The 20,363-nt window shown below is 68.5% G+C and carries 19 protein-coding genes; 5 read left to right on the top strand and 14 right to left on the bottom strand.

What is annotated here, in order from left to right:
- The first annotated feature begins 8 nt into the window (after positions 1-8).
- Positions 9-2,459: a DEAD/DEAH box helicase gene (locus tag B4E96_RS00960; protein ID WP_286956047.1), complete on the top strand. Its 2,451-nt coding sequence runs from the start codon at positions 9-11 to the stop codon at positions 2,457-2,459.
- A gap of 18 nt (positions 2,460-2,477) precedes the next feature.
- Here the strand turns inward: B4E96_RS00960 and B4E96_RS00955 are convergent, their stop codons facing one another.
- From B4E96_RS00955 to B4E96_RS00920, 8 genes are all read right to left on the bottom strand, one after another.
- Complete coding sequence (locus B4E96_RS00955) at positions 2,478-2,852, bottom strand: hypothetical protein (RefSeq protein WP_286956045.1); 375 nt, start codon at positions 2,850-2,852, stop codon at positions 2,478-2,480.
- Positions 2,852-3,226, bottom strand: coding sequence for a TadE family type IV pilus minor pilin (locus B4E96_RS00950; RefSeq protein ID WP_286956044.1), 375 nt, complete (start codon positions 3,224-3,226; stop codon positions 2,852-2,854). The genes B4E96_RS00955 and B4E96_RS00950 overlap by 1 nt, the downstream gene beginning before the upstream one ends.
- 1 nt (position 3,227) lies before the next feature.
- Positions 3,228-3,473, bottom strand: coding sequence for a DUF4244 domain-containing protein (locus B4E96_RS00945; protein ID WP_286956042.1), 246 nt, complete (start codon positions 3,471-3,473; stop codon positions 3,228-3,230).
- Positions 3,474-3,663: 190 nt separating this feature from the next.
- Positions 3,664-4,359: a type II secretion system F family protein gene (locus tag B4E96_RS00940; protein WP_286956040.1), complete on the bottom strand. Its 696-nt coding sequence runs from the start codon at positions 4,357-4,359 to the stop codon at positions 3,664-3,666.
- Complete coding sequence (locus B4E96_RS00935; RefSeq protein WP_286956038.1) at positions 4,356-5,084, bottom strand: type II secretion system F family protein; 729 nt, start codon at positions 5,082-5,084, stop codon at positions 4,356-4,358. Before B4E96_RS00935 ends, B4E96_RS00940 begins: the two co-directional genes overlap by 4 nt.
- Entirely contained in the window at positions 5,081-6,289 is a 1,209-nt protein-coding gene (locus B4E96_RS00930) for a TadA family conjugal transfer-associated ATPase (RefSeq protein ID WP_286956036.1), read from the bottom strand. The genes B4E96_RS00935 and B4E96_RS00930 overlap by 4 nt, the downstream gene beginning before the upstream one ends.
- Positions 6,286-7,329, bottom strand: a complete 1,044-nt coding sequence (gene ssd, locus B4E96_RS00925; RefSeq protein WP_259800371.1) for a septum site-determining protein Ssd — start codon at positions 7,327-7,329, stop codon at positions 6,286-6,288. The genes B4E96_RS00930 and ssd overlap by 4 nt, the downstream gene beginning before the upstream one ends.
- 325 nt (positions 7,330-7,654) lie before the next feature.
- Positions 7,655-9,997, bottom strand: a complete 2,343-nt coding sequence (locus B4E96_RS00920) for a hypothetical protein (RefSeq protein WP_286956033.1) — start codon at positions 9,995-9,997, stop codon at positions 7,655-7,657.
- Between the two features lie 283 nt (positions 9,998-10,280).
- Between B4E96_RS00920 and acs the strand changes: the two genes are divergently transcribed.
- Both acs and B4E96_RS00910 read left to right on the top strand, forming a co-directional pair.
- Positions 10,281-12,221: an acetate--CoA ligase gene (gene acs, locus B4E96_RS00915; RefSeq protein WP_286956031.1), complete on the top strand. Its 1,941-nt coding sequence runs from the start codon at positions 10,281-10,283 to the stop codon at positions 12,219-12,221.
- Positions 12,222-12,443: 222 nt separating this feature from the next.
- Positions 12,444-12,851 (top strand): phage holin family protein, encoded by a 408-nt coding sequence (locus B4E96_RS00910; RefSeq protein ID WP_217006544.1) that lies wholly within the window; start codon positions 12,444-12,446, stop codon positions 12,849-12,851.
- 192 nt (positions 12,852-13,043) lie between these two features.
- Here B4E96_RS00910 and B4E96_RS00905 read toward each other — a convergent pair whose 3' ends face one another.
- Positions 13,044-13,751 carry an NUDIX hydrolase gene (locus B4E96_RS00905; protein WP_257995042.1) on the bottom strand — a complete coding sequence of 236 codons (708 nt, stop codon included), beginning with the start codon at positions 13,749-13,751 and terminating at the stop codon, positions 13,044-13,046.
- Complete coding sequence (nth, locus tag B4E96_RS00900; protein WP_286956029.1) at positions 13,748-14,521, bottom strand: endonuclease III; 774 nt, start codon at positions 14,519-14,521, stop codon at positions 13,748-13,750. The genes B4E96_RS00905 and nth overlap by 4 nt, the downstream gene beginning before the upstream one ends.
- Before the next feature lie 360 nt (positions 14,522-14,881).
- Between nth and B4E96_RS00895 the strand changes: the two genes are divergently transcribed.
- Positions 14,882-15,559 (top strand): Crp/Fnr family transcriptional regulator, encoded by a 678-nt coding sequence (locus B4E96_RS00895; protein WP_259832986.1) that lies wholly within the window; start codon positions 14,882-14,884, stop codon positions 15,557-15,559.
- Between the two features lie 79 nt (positions 15,560-15,638).
- Here the strand turns inward: B4E96_RS00895 and B4E96_RS00890 are convergent, their stop codons facing one another.
- Positions 15,639-16,409, bottom strand: a complete 771-nt coding sequence (locus B4E96_RS00890) for an MBL fold metallo-hydrolase (RefSeq protein ID WP_286956026.1) — start codon at positions 16,407-16,409, stop codon at positions 15,639-15,641.
- A 313-nt stretch (positions 16,410-16,722) separates the two neighbouring features.
- Between B4E96_RS00890 and B4E96_RS00885 the strand changes: the two genes are divergently transcribed.
- A complete protein-coding gene (locus tag B4E96_RS00885) occupies positions 16,723-18,312 on the top strand; it encodes an HNH endonuclease signature motif containing protein (protein ID WP_286956024.1) in 1,590 nt (529 codons plus the stop codon).
- A gap of 82 nt (positions 18,313-18,394) precedes the next feature.
- Here B4E96_RS00885 and B4E96_RS00880 read toward each other — a convergent pair whose 3' ends face one another.
- From B4E96_RS00880 to B4E96_RS00870, 3 genes are read right to left on the bottom strand one after another with little or no spacing between them, the layout of a single operon-like run.
- A complete protein-coding gene (locus B4E96_RS00880) occupies positions 18,395-19,354 on the bottom strand; it encodes a hypothetical protein (protein ID WP_165884529.1) in 960 nt (319 codons plus the stop codon).
- Between the two features lie 22 nt (positions 19,355-19,376).
- Positions 19,377-19,862 (bottom strand): RidA family protein, encoded by a 486-nt coding sequence (locus B4E96_RS00875; RefSeq protein WP_165884528.1) that lies wholly within the window; start codon positions 19,860-19,862, stop codon positions 19,377-19,379.
- Between the two features lie 11 nt (positions 19,863-19,873).
- Positions 19,874-20,029 (bottom strand): hypothetical protein, encoded by a 156-nt coding sequence (locus tag B4E96_RS00870; protein ID WP_165884527.1) that lies wholly within the window; start codon positions 20,027-20,029, stop codon positions 19,874-19,876.
- Positions 20,030-20,363: the final 334 nt, after the last annotated feature.

Here is a 20,363-nt window from a genome sequence, read left to right as displayed (position 1 = left end):
GGATGCCTATGGCTCAGCGGCAGGATGCGGCGCCTCGTCGGCGGCTGCTCGATCTCGTCAGCGGGTTCGGTCAGCGTGAGGACCGGATCCGCCATGTCGAGACCCTGCCAGCCCGGGAGGCGGAGTTCGCCGATTGGCCGGACTGGGTGCCCGCCGAGGTGGTTGCGGCCTGGCAGTCACTCGGGGTCGAGCGTCCGTGGACGCATCAGGCGGCCGCTGCCGAGGCGGCCCATGCCGGTGAGGACACGGTCATCTCGACGGGGACGGCTTCAGGCAAGTCGCTCGGGTTCCTGCTGCCGGTGCTGGAGGCGTTCGCTGCGACGAAGGATGCGGTGCCGCGTCAGCAGGCGACGGCAATCTATCTGTCGCCGACGAAGGCTCTGGCCCACGATCAGATGGAGAAGGTCAGCCAGCTTGTGCTGGCCGGGCTGCGGCCGGCGGCCTATGACGGGGATGTCTCACAGGCGCAGAAGGACTGGGCCCGCGCCCACGCCAACCTCATCTACACGAATCCGGACATGCTGCATCGCACGGTCCTGCCGCAGCATGCCCGGTTCGCCCGCTGGCTGCGGAATCTGCGGTTCATCATCGTCGATGAGGCCCACCGGTACCGCGGAGTGTTCGGCTCGCATGTCGCCCTCGTGCTGCGCCGGCTGCTGCGCGTCGCCGCCCACTATGGGGCGGCGCCTGTGGTGATCGGGGCGTCAGCGACGATGGCCGACCCGGCCACCGCTTTCGCCCGGCTCACCGGCCGGGAGTGCACGGCCGTCACCGAGGACGGGTCGCCGCGGGCGGCCGGTCACTTCGTGCTGTGGGAGCCGCCGCTCATCCCGAACGCCACCGGGGATCCGGATGCCGATGTCTTCGATGCCCTCGGCGTCGATGATCCGCTCGGCATCGGTGTCGGCTCGGATGGGGATGATCCGCTCGGGCTCGGGGCTGAGGCCGGGGATCCGCTCGGGGTGCTCACCGATGGTCCGCAGCGCCGGTCGACGATCGCCGAGTCGGCTGATCTGCTCGCCGATGCGGTGTGCTCAGACTTCTCCGCCATCGCCTTCATCGCCTCCCGCCGCGGCACCGAAGCCCTGGCCGAGGCGACCCGCTCGGCGGTCTCACGGTCGTTCCCGGAGCTCACCCGAGCAGTCGCGGCCTACCGCGGCGGCTACCTTCCCGAGGAGCGCAGGCTACTGGAGACCGGGCTGCGCAACGGCCGGCTGCGAGCGGTGGCCTCGACGAATGCCCTCGAGCTCGGCATCGACATCGCCGGCCTCGATCTCGTCGTCATGGCCGGCTGGCCAGGCACCCTGGCCTCGCTGTGGCAGCAGGCCGGACGCGCCGGGCGCGCCGGTTCGGAATGGCTGGCCGTGCTCATCGCCCGCGACGACCCGCTCGACACCTACGTCGTCAACCATCCGGAGTCGGTGTTCGGCTCACCGGTCGACGGCGGAGTCATCGACCCGTCGAACCCGTACGTGCTCGGCGGGCACCTGTGTGCCGCTGCTGCCGAACGACCCCTGTCCGAGGACGACTTCGCACTCTTCGGCGAGACTGCGGAGAAGACGGTCGCGCAGCTGGCGGCGGCGAACCTGCTGCGCCGCAGGCCGACCGGCTGGTACTGGACGAAGCGCGAACCGGCGGCAGCGCTGACCGACATCCGCGGCGGAGGCGGCGGCATCGTGCGCTTTGTCGACGCCGCCACCGGCACGGTGCTCGGCACCGTCGACGATGCCGGAGCGCTGCGCCAGTCCCACCCCGGGGCTGTGTATGTCCACCAGGGTCAGACGTTCGTCGTCACCGACCTGGATCTTGACGAGCGGGTTGCTCTCGTCGAACCGCGCACCGTCGACTACACGACCCAGCCGAAGTCCGTCACCGAGATCAGCATCGAATCGGTCACCGACTCTCGCCCACTGCCTTCAGGCGGGCACGTGCACCTGGGCATGGTCGAGGTCCTCGACCAGGTCACCGGGTATCAGATCCGGCAGAACGGCACCGGCGTCGTGCTCTCCGAACACGCCCTCGACCTGCCCGAACGGACCCTGCGCACCTCGGCTGTGTGGTGGACGGTGTCCGAGTCGCTGGTCGCGGATGCCGAGATCGTGACACCGGATCTGCCCGGTGCCGTCCATGCCGCCGAACACGCCTCGATCGGCCTGCTGCCGCTGTTTGCCGGCTGCGACCGGTGGGACATCGGCGGTGTCTCAACCGACCGCCACGCTGATACCGGGAAGACGACGGTGTTCGTCTACGACGGACAGCCCGGCGGTGCCGGATTCGCCGAACGCGGCTTCCGCGCCTTCGATGAATGGCAGACCGCAACACTGGAGGCGATCGAAGCATGCGAGTGCCTCACCGGCTGCCCGTCATGCGTGCAGTCGCCGAAGTGCGGCAACGGCAACAACCCGCTCGACAAGGACGCTGCCGCGCGGATCCTCACTGCCCTGCTGCGCGGGATCTAGGGTTCTCACGGAGCGCTCTCACGGACCTCCGGAGCTGCCGGCGACGGCCTTGACTTTGATGGCCGGTAACGGGGCCGGCAGGGGTGCGCTCACGGTGACGGTCGCCGCACCGAGATCGGAGCGGGCGATGCACTCGGTGACCTTGAGGTCGGCTTTCGCGGCCGTAGCGGCGGCAGCCTCGCATGGATCACCCGGTGCGATGCCGCGGGCGGCATCAGCGGCGGCGAGCGCTGCCAGGTCAGCGGTTCCAGCGGCCTGGGCGTGGATGAGGAAGGCTTTGCCGCCCAGCCCGAGTCCTGCCACGAGTGCGAAGGCTGCCGCTGCGATCATCATCGCCGCAACACTCGTCGACCCGGCATCAGAGCGGAGCAGGGTTGTGGCTGACCGGCTCATCAGCTACCTTCCGTCCTGGCGGTTGCTGACGACTCGACCTGTTTGAGGATCATGCTCACCGGTCGCGGCAGGCTGATGACGACGGCGACCTCGGTGTATCCGCCCTCGGTCCTGATCGTTGCCTTCGATCCTGGTCCGGCGCGCTTCTCTGCCTCGGAGATAACCGAGTGCTGCGGTTCTCCCCGCGCTGCCTCGCGGGCGGCGGCCCGGGCGGCGTCGTAGGCGCGCAGCTGGGTCATCCCGACGGTGGCCGCGCCTGCGAAGAGCGCCAGCAGCAGGACCAGGGCCGGCAGCACCATGGCGAACTCCGCGGTTGCCGCTCCCCGGTCACAGGTGATCCGCCGACGGCGCTCTTCGCAGACTGGCCTGGTCATGTCAGCCTCCGAGCCCGAACGCCGAGCTGATGACGCCTGTGACGAGCTCGAGCAGCGTGTCGCTCTTGAGCAGTGTCACGAGCAGTGCCGCCAGCCCGCAGGCTGCCAGTGTGGTGATCGCGTATTCGGCAGTCGTGGCGCCTTCATCGGAGCTGATGTGCTGGGCCAGCAGGCGGGTCGGTGCAGCGCCTGCCTTCTGCTGGTTCGGACTGCGTGCCGGTGTTGTGCGGTCTTGTGTCGTGTCCATGGTGTCTCCTCACTGTGTGCCATTGCGGACTCCAGCTGCACTGCCCACGGGCTGGATGCCTGGGGCGGCGAGCTGATCCCAGCCTCCGGTGACCGGCCGGCTGCCTCCAGACACGGCACCGCAGGTGTGGATGCCCGAGGTGCGTCCACATCCGGGTGCACACACGCAAGACCGTGATCCACAGCCGTTTTCACTGGAACACCCCAGCCATATTGGAGACCAATGTGATGACGACTGGGACGATGCCGAGCAGGATGAAGGCCGGCAGGATGCACACACCCAGCGGAATGACGAGGGTGACGCCCAGTCGTGCAGCCGCCAGCTGGCGGCGGCGCTGCTCGCTGCGGCGCAGATCGGCCGACAGCCCGCGCAGCAGCGGGGCGAGCGCAACGCCGGTGCGGCGGCTGAAGTCGATGAGAGAGACCACCGGGCGCAGACGCTCATCGATGTCGGGCAGCTGTGAGACGACCGGCCCGGGCGCACCGTCACCCGTCACTCCGTCCGCCCCGTGCGTTGCAGAATGCGCGTGTCCGGCCTGTCTGCTTTCGGTCGACTGCCCGAGGGCGATCGCGTGGCCGAGCCGGCCGAGCCCGCTGCGGTCATCGGCGGCCTGCGCGGCCAGGATGAGCGCCCGCTCCGGGGTCAGGCCGCTCTGCAGGCAGATCGCCACCAGCTCCAGGTCGAAGGCCAGCCGGTCAACCGGCGAGTCACTCACACCCCGCCCGGCACTCGAGGCCGCTTCCCGATCGTCGGAACCACCGCCTCGGGCGCGGGGATGTGCACGGCTGCCACTCAGCCGGGTGAGCCGGCCGGCTGTTCCCGGGTCGAAGAGCACGAAGGCGGCCGCGACGAGCACACCGATGACGGCGATGACGAGCCCGCTCACTGCGCTCTCCTGAGCATCGCGCGCATCCAGGCGCGACCGGCCAGCAGCAGTGCGATGCCGCCGCCGAGGCTGAGCGCTCCAGGCACGGTGAGCGCCAGCCGCAGCGGGTTGGCGCCGATGAACGCGCCGAGGCCGAGGGAGAACACCGGCAGCCAGGTGAGCACGCGCACCGTCGACTGCGGGCCAGCTAGCGCGACGGCGCGTTCGCGGGCGGCGTCGGCCTTCTCACGGCAGGAGGTGGCGTAGCGGGCGAGCATGTCGGCAGCCGGTGCACCAGCGGTCTCGGCGACGAACCAGACGGCGGCCATCCCGTCGAAGATGTCGTGCTGGGCAGTCGGCAGCTGTCCGGCATGCCGGCGGATCGCCTCGTGCGGGCGCTCCCCCAGCCGCAGCGAACGCGACATGCGGCCGAGCACCTCGGCGCTGTGCGGGTCGTCGCTGAGCTCACCGAGCTGGCTCATGATCGCCTCCGGCGGCATGCCCACGCGCAGCAGTTCAGCGGCCCGATCGATCATCGCGATCGCTGCGGACTCATCGTCCGGGCCCGAGGCGGTGGCCGCCTGCCGGCGCCAGCGGGCGAACAGCCGCGGTCGGCTTGGCGACTGGTCGGCTCCCACCCGGGTTGGCAGCAGCTGGGTGAGCCGGCTGGCTGCCGTGTCAGCGCTCAGCAGCCACCAGCCGGCGGCTGCCAACGCTCCGATGAGTGCGACGACGACGGCGGTCATCGGTGCGGTCCGGTGATGCCGCTGCGTTCGGCGAGCAGGGTGGTGAGCATGTCGAGGCCGGTGGTGTCAAAACCGGTGCCGGCATGCCAGACCGGGTGCATGACGATCCGCCCGTCCGGTTCGGCGCGCGGCACGCTCAGCTCGCTCACCTGCCGCGATGCCCCCGCACCTGTTCCTGGCTCCTCCGCTTCGCCGGGGCGCAGCCGGCGGATGTGGATGATGACGTCGATGGCGCTGGCGACCTGGGAGCGCACGGCTGCCGGGGTCATGCCGGCCAGCGCACCGAGCGCCTCCAGCCGGGCCGGGACCGCATCGCCGGTGTTGGCGTGGATCGTCGCGCACCCGCCTTCGTGTCCGGTGTTGAGCGCGGTGAGCATGTCACGGACTTCAGCCCCACGGCACTCTCCGACCACGAGGCGGTCCGGGCGCATTCGCAGCGCGTTGCGCACCAGGTCCGTCAGCGAAACGGTCCCGGCCCCTTCGACATTGGACTGGCGGGCCGAGAGCTGCACGACGTGCGGGTGGTCGAGGCTGAGCTCGCGGGAGTCCTCGACGATGACGAGCCGCTGGTCGTCTGCCGATTCGGCCAGCAGCGCCCCGAGCAGTGCGGTCTTGCCCGATCCGGTGCCGCCGGAGATGAGGAAGTTGGCCCGGCGGGTGAGTATCTGGTGCAGCAGTTCGGCGATGGCGGCTGGCACCGCGCCGGTGTCGATGAGCTCAGCGAGGGTGAATCCGCGCGGGCGCGGGATGCGAAACGACATGATCGTGTGCTCTCCGGACAGCGGTGGGATGACGGCGTTGAGCCGCACCCCGTCGGGCAACTGCACATCGACGAGCGGAGTCGAGTCGTCCAATCGCCTGCCGCCGAGAGCGGCCAGCCTCACGGCCAGGGTGCGCACATCGGGTTCCCCGCCGAGTGAGAGACGCACCCGCATCAGACCCGCGCCCCGGTCGACCCAGATGTCGCGGGGCCCGTTGACGAACACGTCGGTGACCCCGGGTTCGTCGAGCAGCGGCTGCAGCGGACCGGCCCCGGCCAGCTGCGCGGAGATCCGAGCGACCAGCTCGAGCAGGGCTGCCGAGCCGAGCACTCGGCCGGTGCGCTGGACCGCTGTTGCCACCGCCGAGGCGGTGATCGGGCCGGGATGTTCGAGCAGGTGGGTGCGCACATCGTTGATGAGCCCGGGTTCGATCCACTCGCTCATCGGCCACCTGCGCTGGCGTAGTGCGGTGAGTCTGTCAGGATCCCGTCGAGCACGTCTGCGGCGAATCGTTTGAGGCGCGTGCGCGCGTACGGGATGCCCTCGCCGCGGTCGACTTGGGCGGCCAGGGGCGGGTCGTCGCGGTAGCTGCCGAGCAGTTCGAGTCCGATGCTCTCGGCTACGAGGGCAGGGTCGAGACCCTGCCGATCGACTGCGCGGACGGCTAGGCCGACGGCCGGGTGGACGGCGCGCAGTCGGCTGGCCACGCACGAGGCGGCGATGACTGCGCGCACCCGGGCGGGAGTGACGAGTACGAGGTGGTGGCAGCTGGAGGCCCATTCGACTGGGGCATGCCGGGGCAGGTCGACGATGACGAGGTTGAATGCCTGCTGGGCTGCGGTGATGACGGCGTCGAAGACGTCGCCGGAGAGATCAGCGTGGCTCTCGCGGTCCCAGGACAGGACGGAGAGTCCCTCGCTGCGCGGCAGCGCCTGCGGCAGGGTTGAGGGCCTCAGCCGTCCCCGCGATGTCGTCAGCGCCGGCCACCTGAGCCCGTCGATGTTCTCGTAGCCGAGCACAAGGTCGACACCCCCGCCGAGTGGGTCGGCGTCGAGCAGCACTGTCTCGACCGCCTCGGTCGCGGCGTGGCGGGCGAGCGCACACGCGAGCACCGAGGCGCCGGCTCCTCCGGAACCTGCGACGACACCGATCGTGGTGGCTGGGCTGCCGGGCGGTTCGACGGCGTGGATCATCCGCTGGGTGAGCCATTCGGCGGCTGCTGGCAGCACGGCGACGGTGTCGGTGCCGAGCCGGGCGGCCTGCTGCCACACCTCGGCGGCGTGGTCGACGGCGATGAGCACCGTTGGGGCGGACAGTGCCGGCAGCGGGTCGGTGACGTCTTCGCCGAGGAGGACGAGCACGGCGTCCTGCCAGCCGCCGGAGTGCGGGGCCAGCACGTCGAGACGGATGCCGATGCCGTCGGCGAGTGCGGCGCACTGTTCGGCGAGGCTGGTCAGCTGGGTGACGAGCGCGATGCGGGACATGCCCTCAGGCTCACCCGAATCCACTCTCCCCTAGGCGGGGGCCGCCTCGGCTGTGGATAGCAGCGGCTGCGCCTGCCGCTTGTGACCGCAGGTCACCTGCGTCCACACCTGTCAGCGTTGCTGCTGGTCAGCGCGCCCGTCCGCGGACCTCGCCTGCGAGAATCCCTGCTGCGACGCCCACTTCTGCACCGCTCACTTCCCACCCATCCACAGCTTCTGCGCACGCGTCGCGGTGCACTCACCGCCTTGCACACACGACTGCGCGCCCTGGTCCACATCGGTGATGCGGATCAGGGCGCGCAGTGTTCTTCAGGGTTCCGGCGGGTCAGCCGCGCTGGATGCCCTCCAGGTTGCGCAGCAGTCCCTCCTGCCCGGTGGCGTCCCGGACGGTGAAGGTGGTGCCGTTGTCCGACAGCGCCAGGAACCATTCACCGGGGGTGACGGTGAACAGCGGCCGGCCGGTGCTCGGGTCGATCGCCTCGCGCGGCTCCGGGACGGCGAACCAGAACGGCTGGGCCTGGCCCGAGGGCACGGCTTCGGCCGATTCGCCGGTGTCGGTCGTCGACTCTGTCGCCGGGCTCCACGCCTGGGTCGGCTGGTCGAGCGTCGCATCGGCGCCGGGTGCGTGCGCGTCGGCGCCGGGGGCCCAGGCCTGAGTCGGCTGATCGAGCGACGGATCGCTGGCGACTGGCTCACCTGCAGCCACCGTCTGGTCGCTGTCGGCGAGCTCGCTGGCGGCCGTGCTGCCGGAACTGGTCGGCGCTGCCGCGCCCGAGCTGTCGCGCTCGTAGGCCCGGAACCACTGGGTCGGCTCGTTCGGGTCATCGCTGGCCTGCTGTTCACCGCGCACGCGCGCCTCCCGCCGGGTGGCCGGCTGATCGGATGCCGGTTCGCTTGCCGCCGGTGCCGAGGTCTCGGCGACCGGAGCTTCGGAAACCGAAGTGTCGGCGACCGGCGCCTCGGCGACCGTGTCCGCGCCCGAGGCGTCGGCACCGTGTGCTGCAGTGCGCTCGGTCTCGGTCGGATCAGCAGCATCAACCGGATCCGCAGCTACTGCGGTTTCATCCTCGGCGTCTGCAGCGGTGCGCTCGGTTTCGGTCGGATCCGCGGTCTCAGCAGGTGCGTCACTTACGGACTCGGCCGGTTCCTCGCTGACCGCCGCAGCAGGGGCGTCGCTGACGGTGTCGGCGACGACGGTGCGATCAGCATCGTGGACGTCGGCACCTGCAAGGCCGTCTGCAGCTGCGTCGTCGCTGCTGCGCTCGGCTGCCGGTTCAGCAGCTGCGTTATCGCTGAAGTTTGCGCTGTGCGTCCGGCCGCCGGCCATGAACGCCTGGGTCGGCTCACTCTGCGCGTGCTCGGGAGCGTCAGCGGTGTGGCTGCCGAGGTAGGCCTGGCCATCGTCGGAGATCTGCTGCTGACGGGGCTCCTCACCTGCCGCGAAGTCACCGGCCTGCGCGTCGTTGTCATCGGCGTTCATGCCGATGCCGGTGGCTGCGGCTCCGGCCGCACCGGCACCGACGGCACCGGCGACTGAACCTGCGCCCTGGCTGCCGGAATCAGCGGCCGGGGTCTCACCGGCTGCCGGCTGGGAGCCATAGGCGTGCTGCTGCGCGTCATAACCGGTCGGCTGCGAACCGTAAGCCTGCTGCTGCGAACCGTAGGCCTGCGGGTCGGCAGCCGCGTAGCCCGGCTGAGCGCCGAACTGCTCCTGGCGGCCGAACTGGCCCTGACCGGACTGGTCCTGGCCGGCCTGCTGGCCCATCTGCGACTGAGCACCGTACTGGTCGTACTGACCGTGCGGAACGTGCGGCTGGGCCTGTTGGCTGAGTCCCGGAGCGGCCGACGCGGCATCGCGCGAAACCGGGCGGGCCTTCGGGTGTGCCTGACTGTCCGGCCGCTGGGCGAACTCAGCGGCGAAGAAGGGCAGCATCGTGAAGACACCGGCGAAGAAGGACACAAGCGCTCCGACGAAGGCGAAGTAGGCCCCGACGTGCCAGGCAGACATCGAGAACACCGTCAGTGCGATCTCGAGGGCGGAGGTGGCGAACGCCACCGATGTCAGCACCGAGATGAGCTGATCGGGGCTGAGCGAGCCGATGCGCTGCGGGAAGCCGCGCACCGTCTTATTCAGCAGCGTGATGACCCCGGCGATGATGAGCAGCAGCGGCCACATGAGAACGATCTGCCAGCCGTACCTGCTCGTCATGAGGAAGGTGTTCTCAAGCCCGTAGCCGAAACCGTACATATCGCGCCAGAACGGAGTGATGAGCGAGATGAGCCCGAAGAGCGCGCCGACGAGAAGCAGGATGTCGCGCAGCGTCAGCGGCCCGAGCAGTCCGCCACCGGGCCGACGCGGGGCCGCGCTCTGCTGCGGGTAGCCTCCAGGGCCGTATCCGGCGCCGGGCTGGCTGCCATAGGCGGCCGGCATCTGGCTGCCGTAGCCAGCCTGCTGCTGATCCCACTGCTCGGGCTGCGGCGCCTGGCCCTGCGGCTGGCCGTAAGTCTGCCCCTGGCTGCCGTAGGCGCCCGGGTTCTGGCTGCCGTAGGCTGCGGGATCCTGTCCGCCGTAACCGGCGCCGTATCCAGCGCCGGGCTGGCTGCCGTAGGCAGACGCCGGCTGGTGCGGATCCTGCTGCTGTCCGCCAGGCTGGTAGGGGGTGCTCATGATCGGAAGTTCTCCTCAGTCGTTGTGACCTGGCACGGTGGCCGAGTCTCAGTCCCACGGCCCACCGGCGGCCTGCTCGGCCTCCCGGCGCCCCGCGGTCGTTCGCTGGACGTAAGCATGTCGAGGGCTAGCTTACCGACATCACCCCTTGTCGACGCCAGCCTGCTGCCGTTTCCGACACTGTTGCTGAATGAGATAAGCAGTCTTAACCGGTGAGAGAATTCGATGTAAGGTGCACCACAGAGGCATTTGTTCCAACTCGCCAATGATGTCGGAGGCACACATGACAGACCAGAGCCAGCAGCACGCAGACCAGACCTTCCCGCCACCGGAGGAGTTCAAGCGCAACGCCAACGTCACAGCAGACGAGTACGACAGAGCTGCAGCTGACCCACTCGCCTTCTGGGCGGAGAAGTCACGTGAGCTGCTCGACTGGGAGACCGACTTCTCCGAAACGCTCGACTGGTCTGACCCGCCCTTCGCCAAGTGGTTCGTCGGCGGCCGCCTCAACGTCGCCTACAACTGCCTCGACCGCCACGTCGAAGCCGGCAACGGCGACCGCGTCGCCATCCACTTCGAGGGCGAGCCCGGCGACTCACGCACCTACACCTATGCCGAGCTCACCGCGGAAGTGTGCAAGGCCGCGAACATGCTCACCGGTCTCGGTGTGAAGTCCGGAGACCGGGTCGCCATCTACATGCCGATGGTGCCGGAGGCGACGATCGCGATGCTCGCCTGCGCCCGCCTCGGCGCCGCCCATTCAGTCGTCTTCGGCGGGTTCTCCTCCGATGCCCTGCACTCGCGGATCATGGACGCCGAAGCGGAGGTCGTCATCACCGCCGACGGCGGATACCGGCGTGGCAAGCCGTCCTCGCTCAAGCCGGCCGTCGACGAGGCGCTCAGCAAGGGTGACACCCCTGTCAAGCACGTCGTCGTCGTCAAGCGCGCAAAGAACGACATCGAGATGGTCTCCGGCCGCGACCAGTACTGGCACGATCTGATGGACCAGCAGTCGGATGCGCACACGCCGGAGTTCTTCGACTCCGAGCATCCGCTGTTCATCCTCTACACCTCGGGAACCACCGGAAAGCCCAAGGGCATCCTGCACACCTCGGGCGGCTACCTCACCCAGGTGCTGTATTCGATGCAGGCGAGCTTCGACATCAAACCGGAGACCGACGTCTTCTGGTGCACCGCCGACGTCGGCTGGATCACCGGCCACTCCTACGTCGCCTACGGCCCACTGGCCGCAGGTGCCACCCAGGTCATCTACGAAGGCACCCCGGACTCCCCGCATCGCGGCCGCTGGTGGGAGGTCGTCGAGAAGTACAAGGTCTCGATCTTCTACGCCGCACCGACCGCAATCCGGGCGTGCATGAAGTGGGGCCGGGAGCACGCGCAGAAGTTCGACCTGTCTTCGCTGCGGCTGCTCGGCTCGGTCGGCGAGCCGATCAACCCCGAGGCGTGGCTGTGGTACCACGAGGTGATCGGCGGCGGGCGCTGCCCGATCGTCGACACATGGTGGCAGACCGAAACCGGCGCGCACATGATCGTCCCGCTGCCCGGGGCCGTCGACCTCAAGCCGGGCTCAGCCCAGCGCCCGCTGCCGGGCATCAGCGCCCAGGTCGTCGACGAAGCTGGCCACCCGTGTGAGGCGAATGCCGCCGGCTTCCTCACGATCACCGAACCGTGGCCGGCGATGCTGCGCGGCATCTACAAGGACCCCGAGCGGTTCAAGGAGACCTACTGGTCGCAGGTCGAAGGCCAGTACTTCGCCGGTGACGGCGCGCGCTTCGACTCCGACGGCGACATCTGGTTCCTCGGCCGCATCGACGACGTCATGAACGTCTCCGGCCACCGCCTGTCGACTGCAGAGATCGAGTCTGCGCTCGTCTCCCACCCCGACGTCGCCGAGTCCGCTGTCGTCGGCGCCGCCGACGAGACCTCCGGCCAGGCCGTCATCGCCTTCGTCGTGCTGCGCGGCAAGGCCACCGAGGACGACGACACCGCCGAGGCGCTGCAGAACCACGTGCGCCGCGAGATCGGTCCGATCGCCAAGCCCAAGCAGGTGTTCATCGTCGAGGAGCTGCCCAAGACCCGCTCGGGCAAGATCATGCGCCGCCTGCTCAAGGACGTCGCGGAGAACCGCGGCATCGGCAACACGACGACCCTGGCTGACGCCTCGGTCATGGACGTCATCGCCAGCCGCGTCGCCCAGGGCTGAGATCTGCCCCCAGCCGCCGCCTCGGGCACGGAAACGGGGCCGCGACAGCGGGTCCCAGCCGGTGTCCAAGACGCGGCACGCCCGCGCCGGAGCGCTCCGGCGCGGGCCGCTGATCGGTGGTTTCGCAGATTTTCGCGCGCCCTGGCGTTTGTCAGGCGGGCAGAACGCATTAGGCTAGGAAGCAAGCAGCGTTACCCATTCCTCATCTATGAAGGAGCCAGCATGTCCGAGCGGTCGATCTCCCAGCTCATCAAAGACATCCAAGCTGATGGCCAAGCACTCGTCCAGGAGGAGTCGGCCCTCGCGAAGGCCGAGGTCACCGAGGGTGTCAAGAAGCTCGGCATCGGTGCCGGCCTGGCGATCGCCGGACTGTTCCTGCTGTTCCTCGGCTCGCTTGTCGTCACCTTCCTGCTCGTAGCCGTCTTCCACGAGGGCGTCGGGCTGTCGTGGTGGCTGAGCGCCCTCATCGTCTTCGGCATCCTGCTCGTGCTCGCGCTCATCCTCGTCGGCATTGCGGTGCCGTTCCTCAAGAAGGGCAACCCGACCCCGCAGTCGGCGATCAGCTCCGGCAAGTCGGCACTCAACGCGTTCAAGCGCGCCCTGAGCAACCCCTCGGGCCCGCGCGTCTGAGTTCCGGTTCCGAGGTGCCGGTTCCGCTCCCGAGGCGGAGGTTCGGTGCCGCAGTGGGCGCCGGTTCCCGGACTTGGTCAGGTTCCCGTGCTGAGTCCGGCTCACCTGTTGGGAGCCCATGAGAGCCACTGATTGAAGCCTGCATCCTGTGCGGATGCAGGCTTCAGTCGTGTCTGGGCGGCTCGGGGCGCCTCAGAGTTCGATGTCGATCTGGGCTGCGCGATCCCAGTCGCGGGCCCAGCCCATCTCCTCCAGCGCGAACTCCAGAAGGGCTGCGGTGAAGCCCCATACGCGCAGCACGCCGACGTCGAAGGCCGGGGTGCGGTACGAGCGGTCCGGGGCGGTGAACGTCCCGCGGTTCTCCGGGGCGACGAGGTCGGCGACCGGCACCCGGTAGACGCGCGAGGACTCGCCGTGGTCGACGACCCACACGTTCGAAGGGTTCTGCCACCAGGCGAGCACCGGGGTGACCTCGAAGGAGCTGACCGGGATGTAGAGCGGATCGAGGGTGCCGACGACTTCGACGCCGTCGGGATCGAGGCCGGTCTCCTCTTCGGCCTCGCGCAGAGCTGCGGCGATCTCATCAGCGTCCTCCGGATCGCGTCCGCCACCGGGGAAGGCGACCTGGTTGGGGTGGTGGCGCAGCTTCGCCGAACGCTGCAGCAGCAGCACGTCGACATCGGCCACCCCGAGGCGTTCGAGCCGGTCCTGCTCGCGGCGGCCGGCGAGTGTGCGCGGGGCCTGCCCGCGGCCGAAGAGCATGAGCACAGAGGCATCGCGCACCGGCGCATCGTCCTTCTTGTGGACCCGGCGCATCCACTCCTCATTGCCGCCGGATTCGGCCAGCCGCGCAAGCGCGGACTTGACCGGGTCACCGGGGCTCGGCACCCACAGACTCACGCCTGGGCCTCCGGGGTCGGCTGCTCCGGCTCGGCTTTCGGGGCCATCTCGAAGCGCAGCATCTTCTCCGCCTTGGCCGCGTCGAGCTCGCCGATCCCGAAGCTCGGGCACAGTTTGGCGATCGGGCATGCGCCGCAGGCCGGCCGGCGTGAATGGCAGATCCGGCGGCCGTGGAAGATCATCCGGTGCGACAGCAGTGTCAGATCCTTCTTCGGAAACAGTGCGACGACATCGGCCTCGACCTTCGCCGGGTCCTCCTGCGTGGTGAACCCCATCCGGCGGGCGAGGCGCCCAAGGTGCGTATCGACGGTCAGCCCCGGAATGTCGAAGGCGTTGCCGAGCACCACATTGGCCGTCTTCACACCCGTGCCCGGCAGGCTCACAAGATCCTTCTGATTCGCCGGGACCGCGCCGCCGAACCGGTCGACGAGCTCGCCTGCGAGCCGCACGATGTTCTTCGCCTTCGACCGGTAGAACCCGGTCGAGCGGATGAGCTGCTCGACATCCTCGATCCGGGCAGCCGCCAGCGCCTCGGCGTCGGGGAACGCCGCGAACAGCCCCGGGGTCACCGAATTCACCCGGATATCGGTCGTCTGCGCCGACAGCACAGTGGCGACGAGCAGCTGGAACGGGGTCTCGAAGTCCAGCTCGCAGCGGGCGTTCGGGTACACCTCGGCCAGAATCCGGTGGATCTTCCGCGCCCGCCTCGTCCGCCCCAGCGGCGTCTCCTTGGCGAATCGGCGCGCACTCTTCTCCGCGACACTCAGCATGTCTCCCACCTTATCGATCCCCGCGCCCGAGGCGCCGGTCACCCACCGCTGGGAGGTCACCCCTGCCTCGGGCACGGGGTGCCAACCGCCTCGGGCACGGGGTATCCACCACCTGCGGAGCGGAGTGTCCACCACCTCCGGAGCGGAGGTGGGAACCGCCTCGGGAACGGTGCGTTTCAGCTCGTGGAGAACTCTGTTCCGCAGTGCGGCCAAACCCGCGATCGCAGGCCGGGCGCCTGTTAGGATCGCACATGCTCTACGGCCGGGTAACAGGCATGACGCCGGCACCGGCATCAAGTAGAGTGTGCGGTGGGACACATCGGCGACAAACGTATGTGAGGGAAGACCTCAGGAGGAACTGTGGATATCGAAGTAGTCCGGAATGCCACGCTGTTTGCGGGTCTTGATGATGAATCGACGAGCGCGCTGCTGAAGTTCATGAAGCCGCGCAGCCTGCGCCGGGGCACCGTGCTGTTCCGCGAGGGCGATTCCGGCAACGAGCTCTACATCGTCTCCACCGGCAAGCTCAAGGTCGGCCGCGAATCGCCGGACGGCCGTGAGAACCTGCTGTCGGTCGTCGGCCCTGGTGAGATGATCGGTGAACTGACGCTGTTCGATCCGGGCTCCCGCTCGACGACGGTGACCGCTGTGTCGCAGACCGAGCTGCTGAGCCTGGAGCACAACGACCTCATGACCTGGCTCGAAGAGCGCCCGCAGGCTGCGATGAACCTCTTGCGCGCCCTGGCTCAGCGCCTGCGCCGCACCAATGACACCGTCGGCGACCTCGTGTTCTCCGACGTGCCCGGCCGCGTGGCCAAGGCGCTGCTCGACCTGGCCGAGCGCTTCGGCAAGCAGGGTCCGGACGGCACGCTCGTCGCCCACGACCTCACGCAGGAAGAGCTCGCCCAGCTGGTCGGCGCCTCGCGTGAGACCGTCAACAAGGCCCTGGCTGACTTCGCCGCTCGCGGCTGGCTGCGTCTGGAGGCACGCGCCGTCGTCATCCTCGACCAGGAGCGCCTGAGCAACCGCGCCCACTGACCTTCAGCTGCTGAGCACCTGAACGCAGCCGCGAACGCCCGGACACGATGTCCGGGCGTTCTGCTGTTGGTGCTGCGGTTCAGCCGTCGAGCTCGTCAATGTAGGCCAGCTGCGCCCGCACGATCTGCAGGGCCGCCGGGCGCACCGAGTCCGGCACCGGGGCGTAGACGGCGTCGCAGATCTCCTCCGCCGAAGAGTGGCCGTCCTCCAGCAGTCCGCGCACCTGTTCGATGCGCTCGTGGCGGTGGCTGATGTAGTAGTCGAGCACCGCCGCGGCATCCGTGCGCGCCGGCCCGTGGGCCGGTTCGATGCGGTCGAAGACCCCATCGCTGACGAGCCCGCGCAGGCGCGCGAGACTGGCCATGTAGTCCCCCAGCGAGCCCTCCGGGTGGGCGATCATCGTCGTGCCCTCGCCGAGCACTGTGTCGCCGGTGAAGAGCGAGGAGCCGAAGAGCAGGCTCACCGAATCCGAGGTGTGCCCTGGGGTGGCGAGGATCGTCACGGCGTCTGCGTGGTCGGATCCGAAGGACAGCTGCTGGCCGTCCATGAGCGGATCGGCGCCCCGGCAGAACTCGGGCAGCACGGCGTGGCAGGCGGTGTCCGGGGCCCATTCGCTCACGGTGTGGAACATCTCGGTGTGGTCGGCGTGCCGGTGGGTGAAGACGACGGCAGACAGGCACCGGCCGGCGATCGCGTCGAGGATGTTCGCCCGGTGCTCAGCGAGTTCTGGGCCGGGGTCGATGAGCAGGGCCGAGGCGTCGTCAGCGCTGGTGAGCAGGTAGGTATTCGTTCCCTCCAGCGTCATCGCCGAAGGATTGTCTGCGGTGATCCGCAGCGTGCGCGTGGGCATCGTTGCCTCCCTTGCCGAACAGTGTGCGGCTTTGGCCTGCTGATCTGTCTGGGATCCCGATAGCTGCTGGGATCCGGTGTGCTCGACAGTCTATCGGCACCCCCGGACACGGCTGCCAGCGGTCAGATCTCGAACCGGGCGCCACCTCCGGAAAAATTTCTCAGAATTTTTTTCTCAGCGCTCTGACCAGGGATTATAGTGGATTCTCTCGATTCTTTGGGCGGGAAAACGCCAATTCAGGGGCGTTCTGTGGTAGGGATGTCCGTGCCTCAATCTAGGTTGGAGGCAGATACACCGAAGGAGGTGATCTGCCATGACCGCCGAACCTGTTCCAGCTGAGGGAGCCCAGCCGGCCGAGGCCCATCCGGAGTTCCTCGATGCTGCCGACATCGCACAGCTGAAGGCGCACTGCCCCGAACTGTTGGATGCGGTCACGGCACTGGAAGAATCCGCCTCCACGATCCAGCACAATGCCGCCCTGGACAGCGCCGCAGCGATCGCGATCGGCAAGGGACTTGAGCTCGTCCGCCGAAAACTCGAATCGGCCACCGCGCAGAGCACACGCCTCATGTCCCAGCAGATCGGGCCCAGCCACTACGGTGTGCGGAAGCTGCCGGCACTGCTGAAGCAGAAGATGCGCATCACCACGTACGAGGCCCGTCGCCGGCTGTCGATGGCTCGCTGCTTAACGGAGCATCACAGCACGACCGGTCAGCCGATCCCGGCCCAGTTGCCGGAAGTTGCTGCCTGCCTGCAGGCAGGCACCATCTCGGTGGACCAGGCGCAGGCGATCATCAAACAGATCGACGCGCTGCCACCTCGCGTGCGCGCCGAACACGAACCCGCCGTCGAACGGGTCCTGGTCGAAAACGCCCCAGGCCTGCGTGTGGAGGAATTCCGGGTGCTCGGCAAGCGCATCCTCGGCTACCTCGACCCAGACGGCAAACTCGAAGCCGAACCCAGCCACCCCGATGACTACTTCGTCACCGTCAACCAGAAAACCAACGGCGACTGGATCCTACGCGGACTCCTCGACTCGACAACCGGGCTGACCCTCAACGCACTGCTGACCAACCGCCAACAAGGCCCTGCCGACATTATCGATGCCTCCCGCTCCGCAGCAGAAGACTCACGCGGCGCCTCCGGCTCACCTGATGAGGATGGTTCCACCGCGGCCGGCGCTGGACACCTCGATGCGGCTGGCTCATCGTTCGGTCCTCCTGCCCTGGATCCGTTCGCGGACAGCTGGGAGGACGCCGGCTGCCGCCCGAACGCGTCCACCAGCGACGGCAGCCCGGCTGTCGCGCCGGTCTTCGACGACAACCGTCCCGACGGCGCGCGGCGGCACGACCGGTTCGCCGTGCTCATCACGCGCGGTGCGTGCGAACCGACCGGTGCCGGTTCCTACGCTCTCGTCGTCACCGCTACGGCTGAGCAGCTGGCACGCGGTGAAGGCGAGGTTGAAGCCGCAGGCGGGCATGCGCGACTCGAAGACGTCCTGCAGCTCTCCCCCGGTGGCAAGTTCTACTACTCAACCACCGGGCCGGGCACCCGCGATGTGCAGGTGCGCACAGAGGGCCGCTTTGCCACCGCCACACAGATGACGCTGCTGAAGGCCCGCGATCGCGGCTGCAGCTTCCCTGACTGCGATATCCCCGTCGGCTGGTGCGAAGCCCACCATATGCGCGCCCACCGCCACGGCGGACCGACGGATCTGAACAACCTCACACTGCTGTGCCGATTCCACCACGCCTGGCACGAACGCCACGGCTGGCGATCAACACTCCTCAACGGGCTACCCGCCTGGATACCACCCCAGACCCTCGACCGAACCCAGCGCCCGCTCTTCCACTCCCGATTCCAAGCCGAACTAGCCGACCCAGTCACACTCTTCCCCGAATGACGTGCGGCCCCGCACGTTCGGGCCGCGACGGCAACACAAGCGCCGGAACCACCTGCTGCCCGAGCCGCCTGCTGCACCGGTGTCAGCTCTCTGCGCCGAACAGTCCCGAGCTCTTCTCCAGATCGGATTCCGTCACGACCTTGCCGACGTCGCGGATGCGGCCGCGCTCCGAGGGATCAGCCCGATCAGACAGCGACACCCACCACTGGTCATCGTGCCGGACGATCTCCGGCAGGATCGGCGAGACATCGCGCACCCGCGCCATCGCCGAACCGACGGTCGGCGTCCGGGCGAGGCTCTCACAAACCAGCCTCGTGGCAGCGGAGATGTATTCGGCGTGCTCGGGGTCAGCGTTCTCCAGCACCTTCGCCGGGGCCATCCACCCGCCCCACGATTCATTGACCGACCGGAAGGAGACGGTCTGCCCGTGCGGCACAGCGCAGATGAAGAAGATCGTGTCGTGGCGGCGCAGCTGCCACGGTGTGTTCACCCACCGCATCCACGGTGAGAGCAGGTCCAGGCGCATTTTGAGGTCGCGCTCGGCAACCAGCTGCCCGAGCCGTGCCCGGCCGGTCACCAGCTTCTGCCGGCTGTCCTCCCACAACGGGGTGTCCGTCGATGAGATGATCCGCCCATCGACGTCCTCAGCAAGCAGCACGCCGAGCAGCTCCAGTGCCGCACGTGCCGCCGTGGCGAAGTAGTTGAGCGCCTTCGTGGTGTTGTCCATCCGCAGCAGCCGGGCGCACTTGGCTGCATCCCACACAGCCAGAGGCAGGTGATGGATGTCCTCAGGGTGCAGTTCGGCAGACGGGAACGCCCACCGGTTCTTATCGGTCAGCCCCGGCGCATCGGCCTGCCGCGTGACGAACACCTGGATGCCTCCAGGGGTGTCGCGCACGCAGACGACGGCTGCAGCAGGAATCGGCACCGAGGGGGTGGGCACGGTCTCGCCCGACGCGAAGAGGTTGAGCAGATGGGACAGCTGCTGCGAAACCGGTAGCTCTCGCGCCGGGCGATGCCGTGTCAGACGATGGGGACTCATCGAGTCTCCGGTAGCCAGGCGGTCACAGACCCGGCTTCGCCTCGGACGGCCGGACCTTGACGATCATCTCCACCTCGACTGGCGTGTCCATCGGCAGTGCGGCCACGCCCACGGCGCTGCGGGCGTGCTCACCGCGAGCGCCGAAGACCTCGCCGAGGAACTCGGAGGCGCCGTTGATGACCTTCGGGTGGTCGGCGAAGTCGGCTGCCGAGTTGACGAAACCGGTGACCTTGACGATCTGCTCGACCTCATCGAGATCGCCGATGACGGACTTGACCGCGGCCAGTCCGTTGACGGCAGCGAGCTTGGCGGCCTCATAGCCATCCTCGATGCTTACCCCGCCACCGAGCTTGCCGGTGACCTTGAGCTCACCGTCGACGAACGGAAGCTGTCCGGAGGTGTACACATAGTCGCCTGACCGCACGGCCGGGACATACACACCCGCAGGCTTCGCCACCTCGGGAAGTTCGACTCCGAGCTTGTCCAGCTGCTGTTCAATGCGTGCCATCTGTCGTCTCCTTATGCCTTCGGGCGCTTGAGGTAGGCCACGAGACCGTTGCCGTCGGGGCCGGGGATGACCTGGACGAGCTCATACCCGTCTTCGCCCCACTGATCGAGGATCTGCTTCGTTGCGTGGACGATGAGCGGTACGGTGACGTACTCCCACTTCTGCATGTGCGAGCCCTTTCTGTTCGACTGCCCTCAGCCTAGTTCAGCCGCCTCACACGCGGCTACCGCTTCCGAGGTGTGGGCTACCGCTTCCGAGGCGTGGGCACCCCCCTTCCGAGGCGAGAGTCGCTGGCGAGGTGCTGGGCCCCTCGCAGCGGCGCGCCGCGAACAACGGCTCATTCCGGACAGCCGAGAGGCGGTGCAGGAAACGTGTTCCGGACAGCCGAGAGGCGGTGCAGGAAACGTGTTCCTGCATCGCCTCAGTCAGCATCAGACGTCAGCCGCCGAGCGACGGCGGCTCGTCATCGCCACCATCGTCGCCGCCGTTGTTGCCGCCGCC

Source organism: Brevibacterium sp. UBA7493, from assembly GCF_002479565.1.
GTDB lineage: Bacteria > Actinomycetota > Actinomycetes > Actinomycetales > Brevibacteriaceae > Brevibacterium > Brevibacterium luteolum.
The sequence above is the reverse complement of the archived record's forward strand: the minus strand, read 5'-3'. Positions and strand labels throughout refer to the sequence as shown.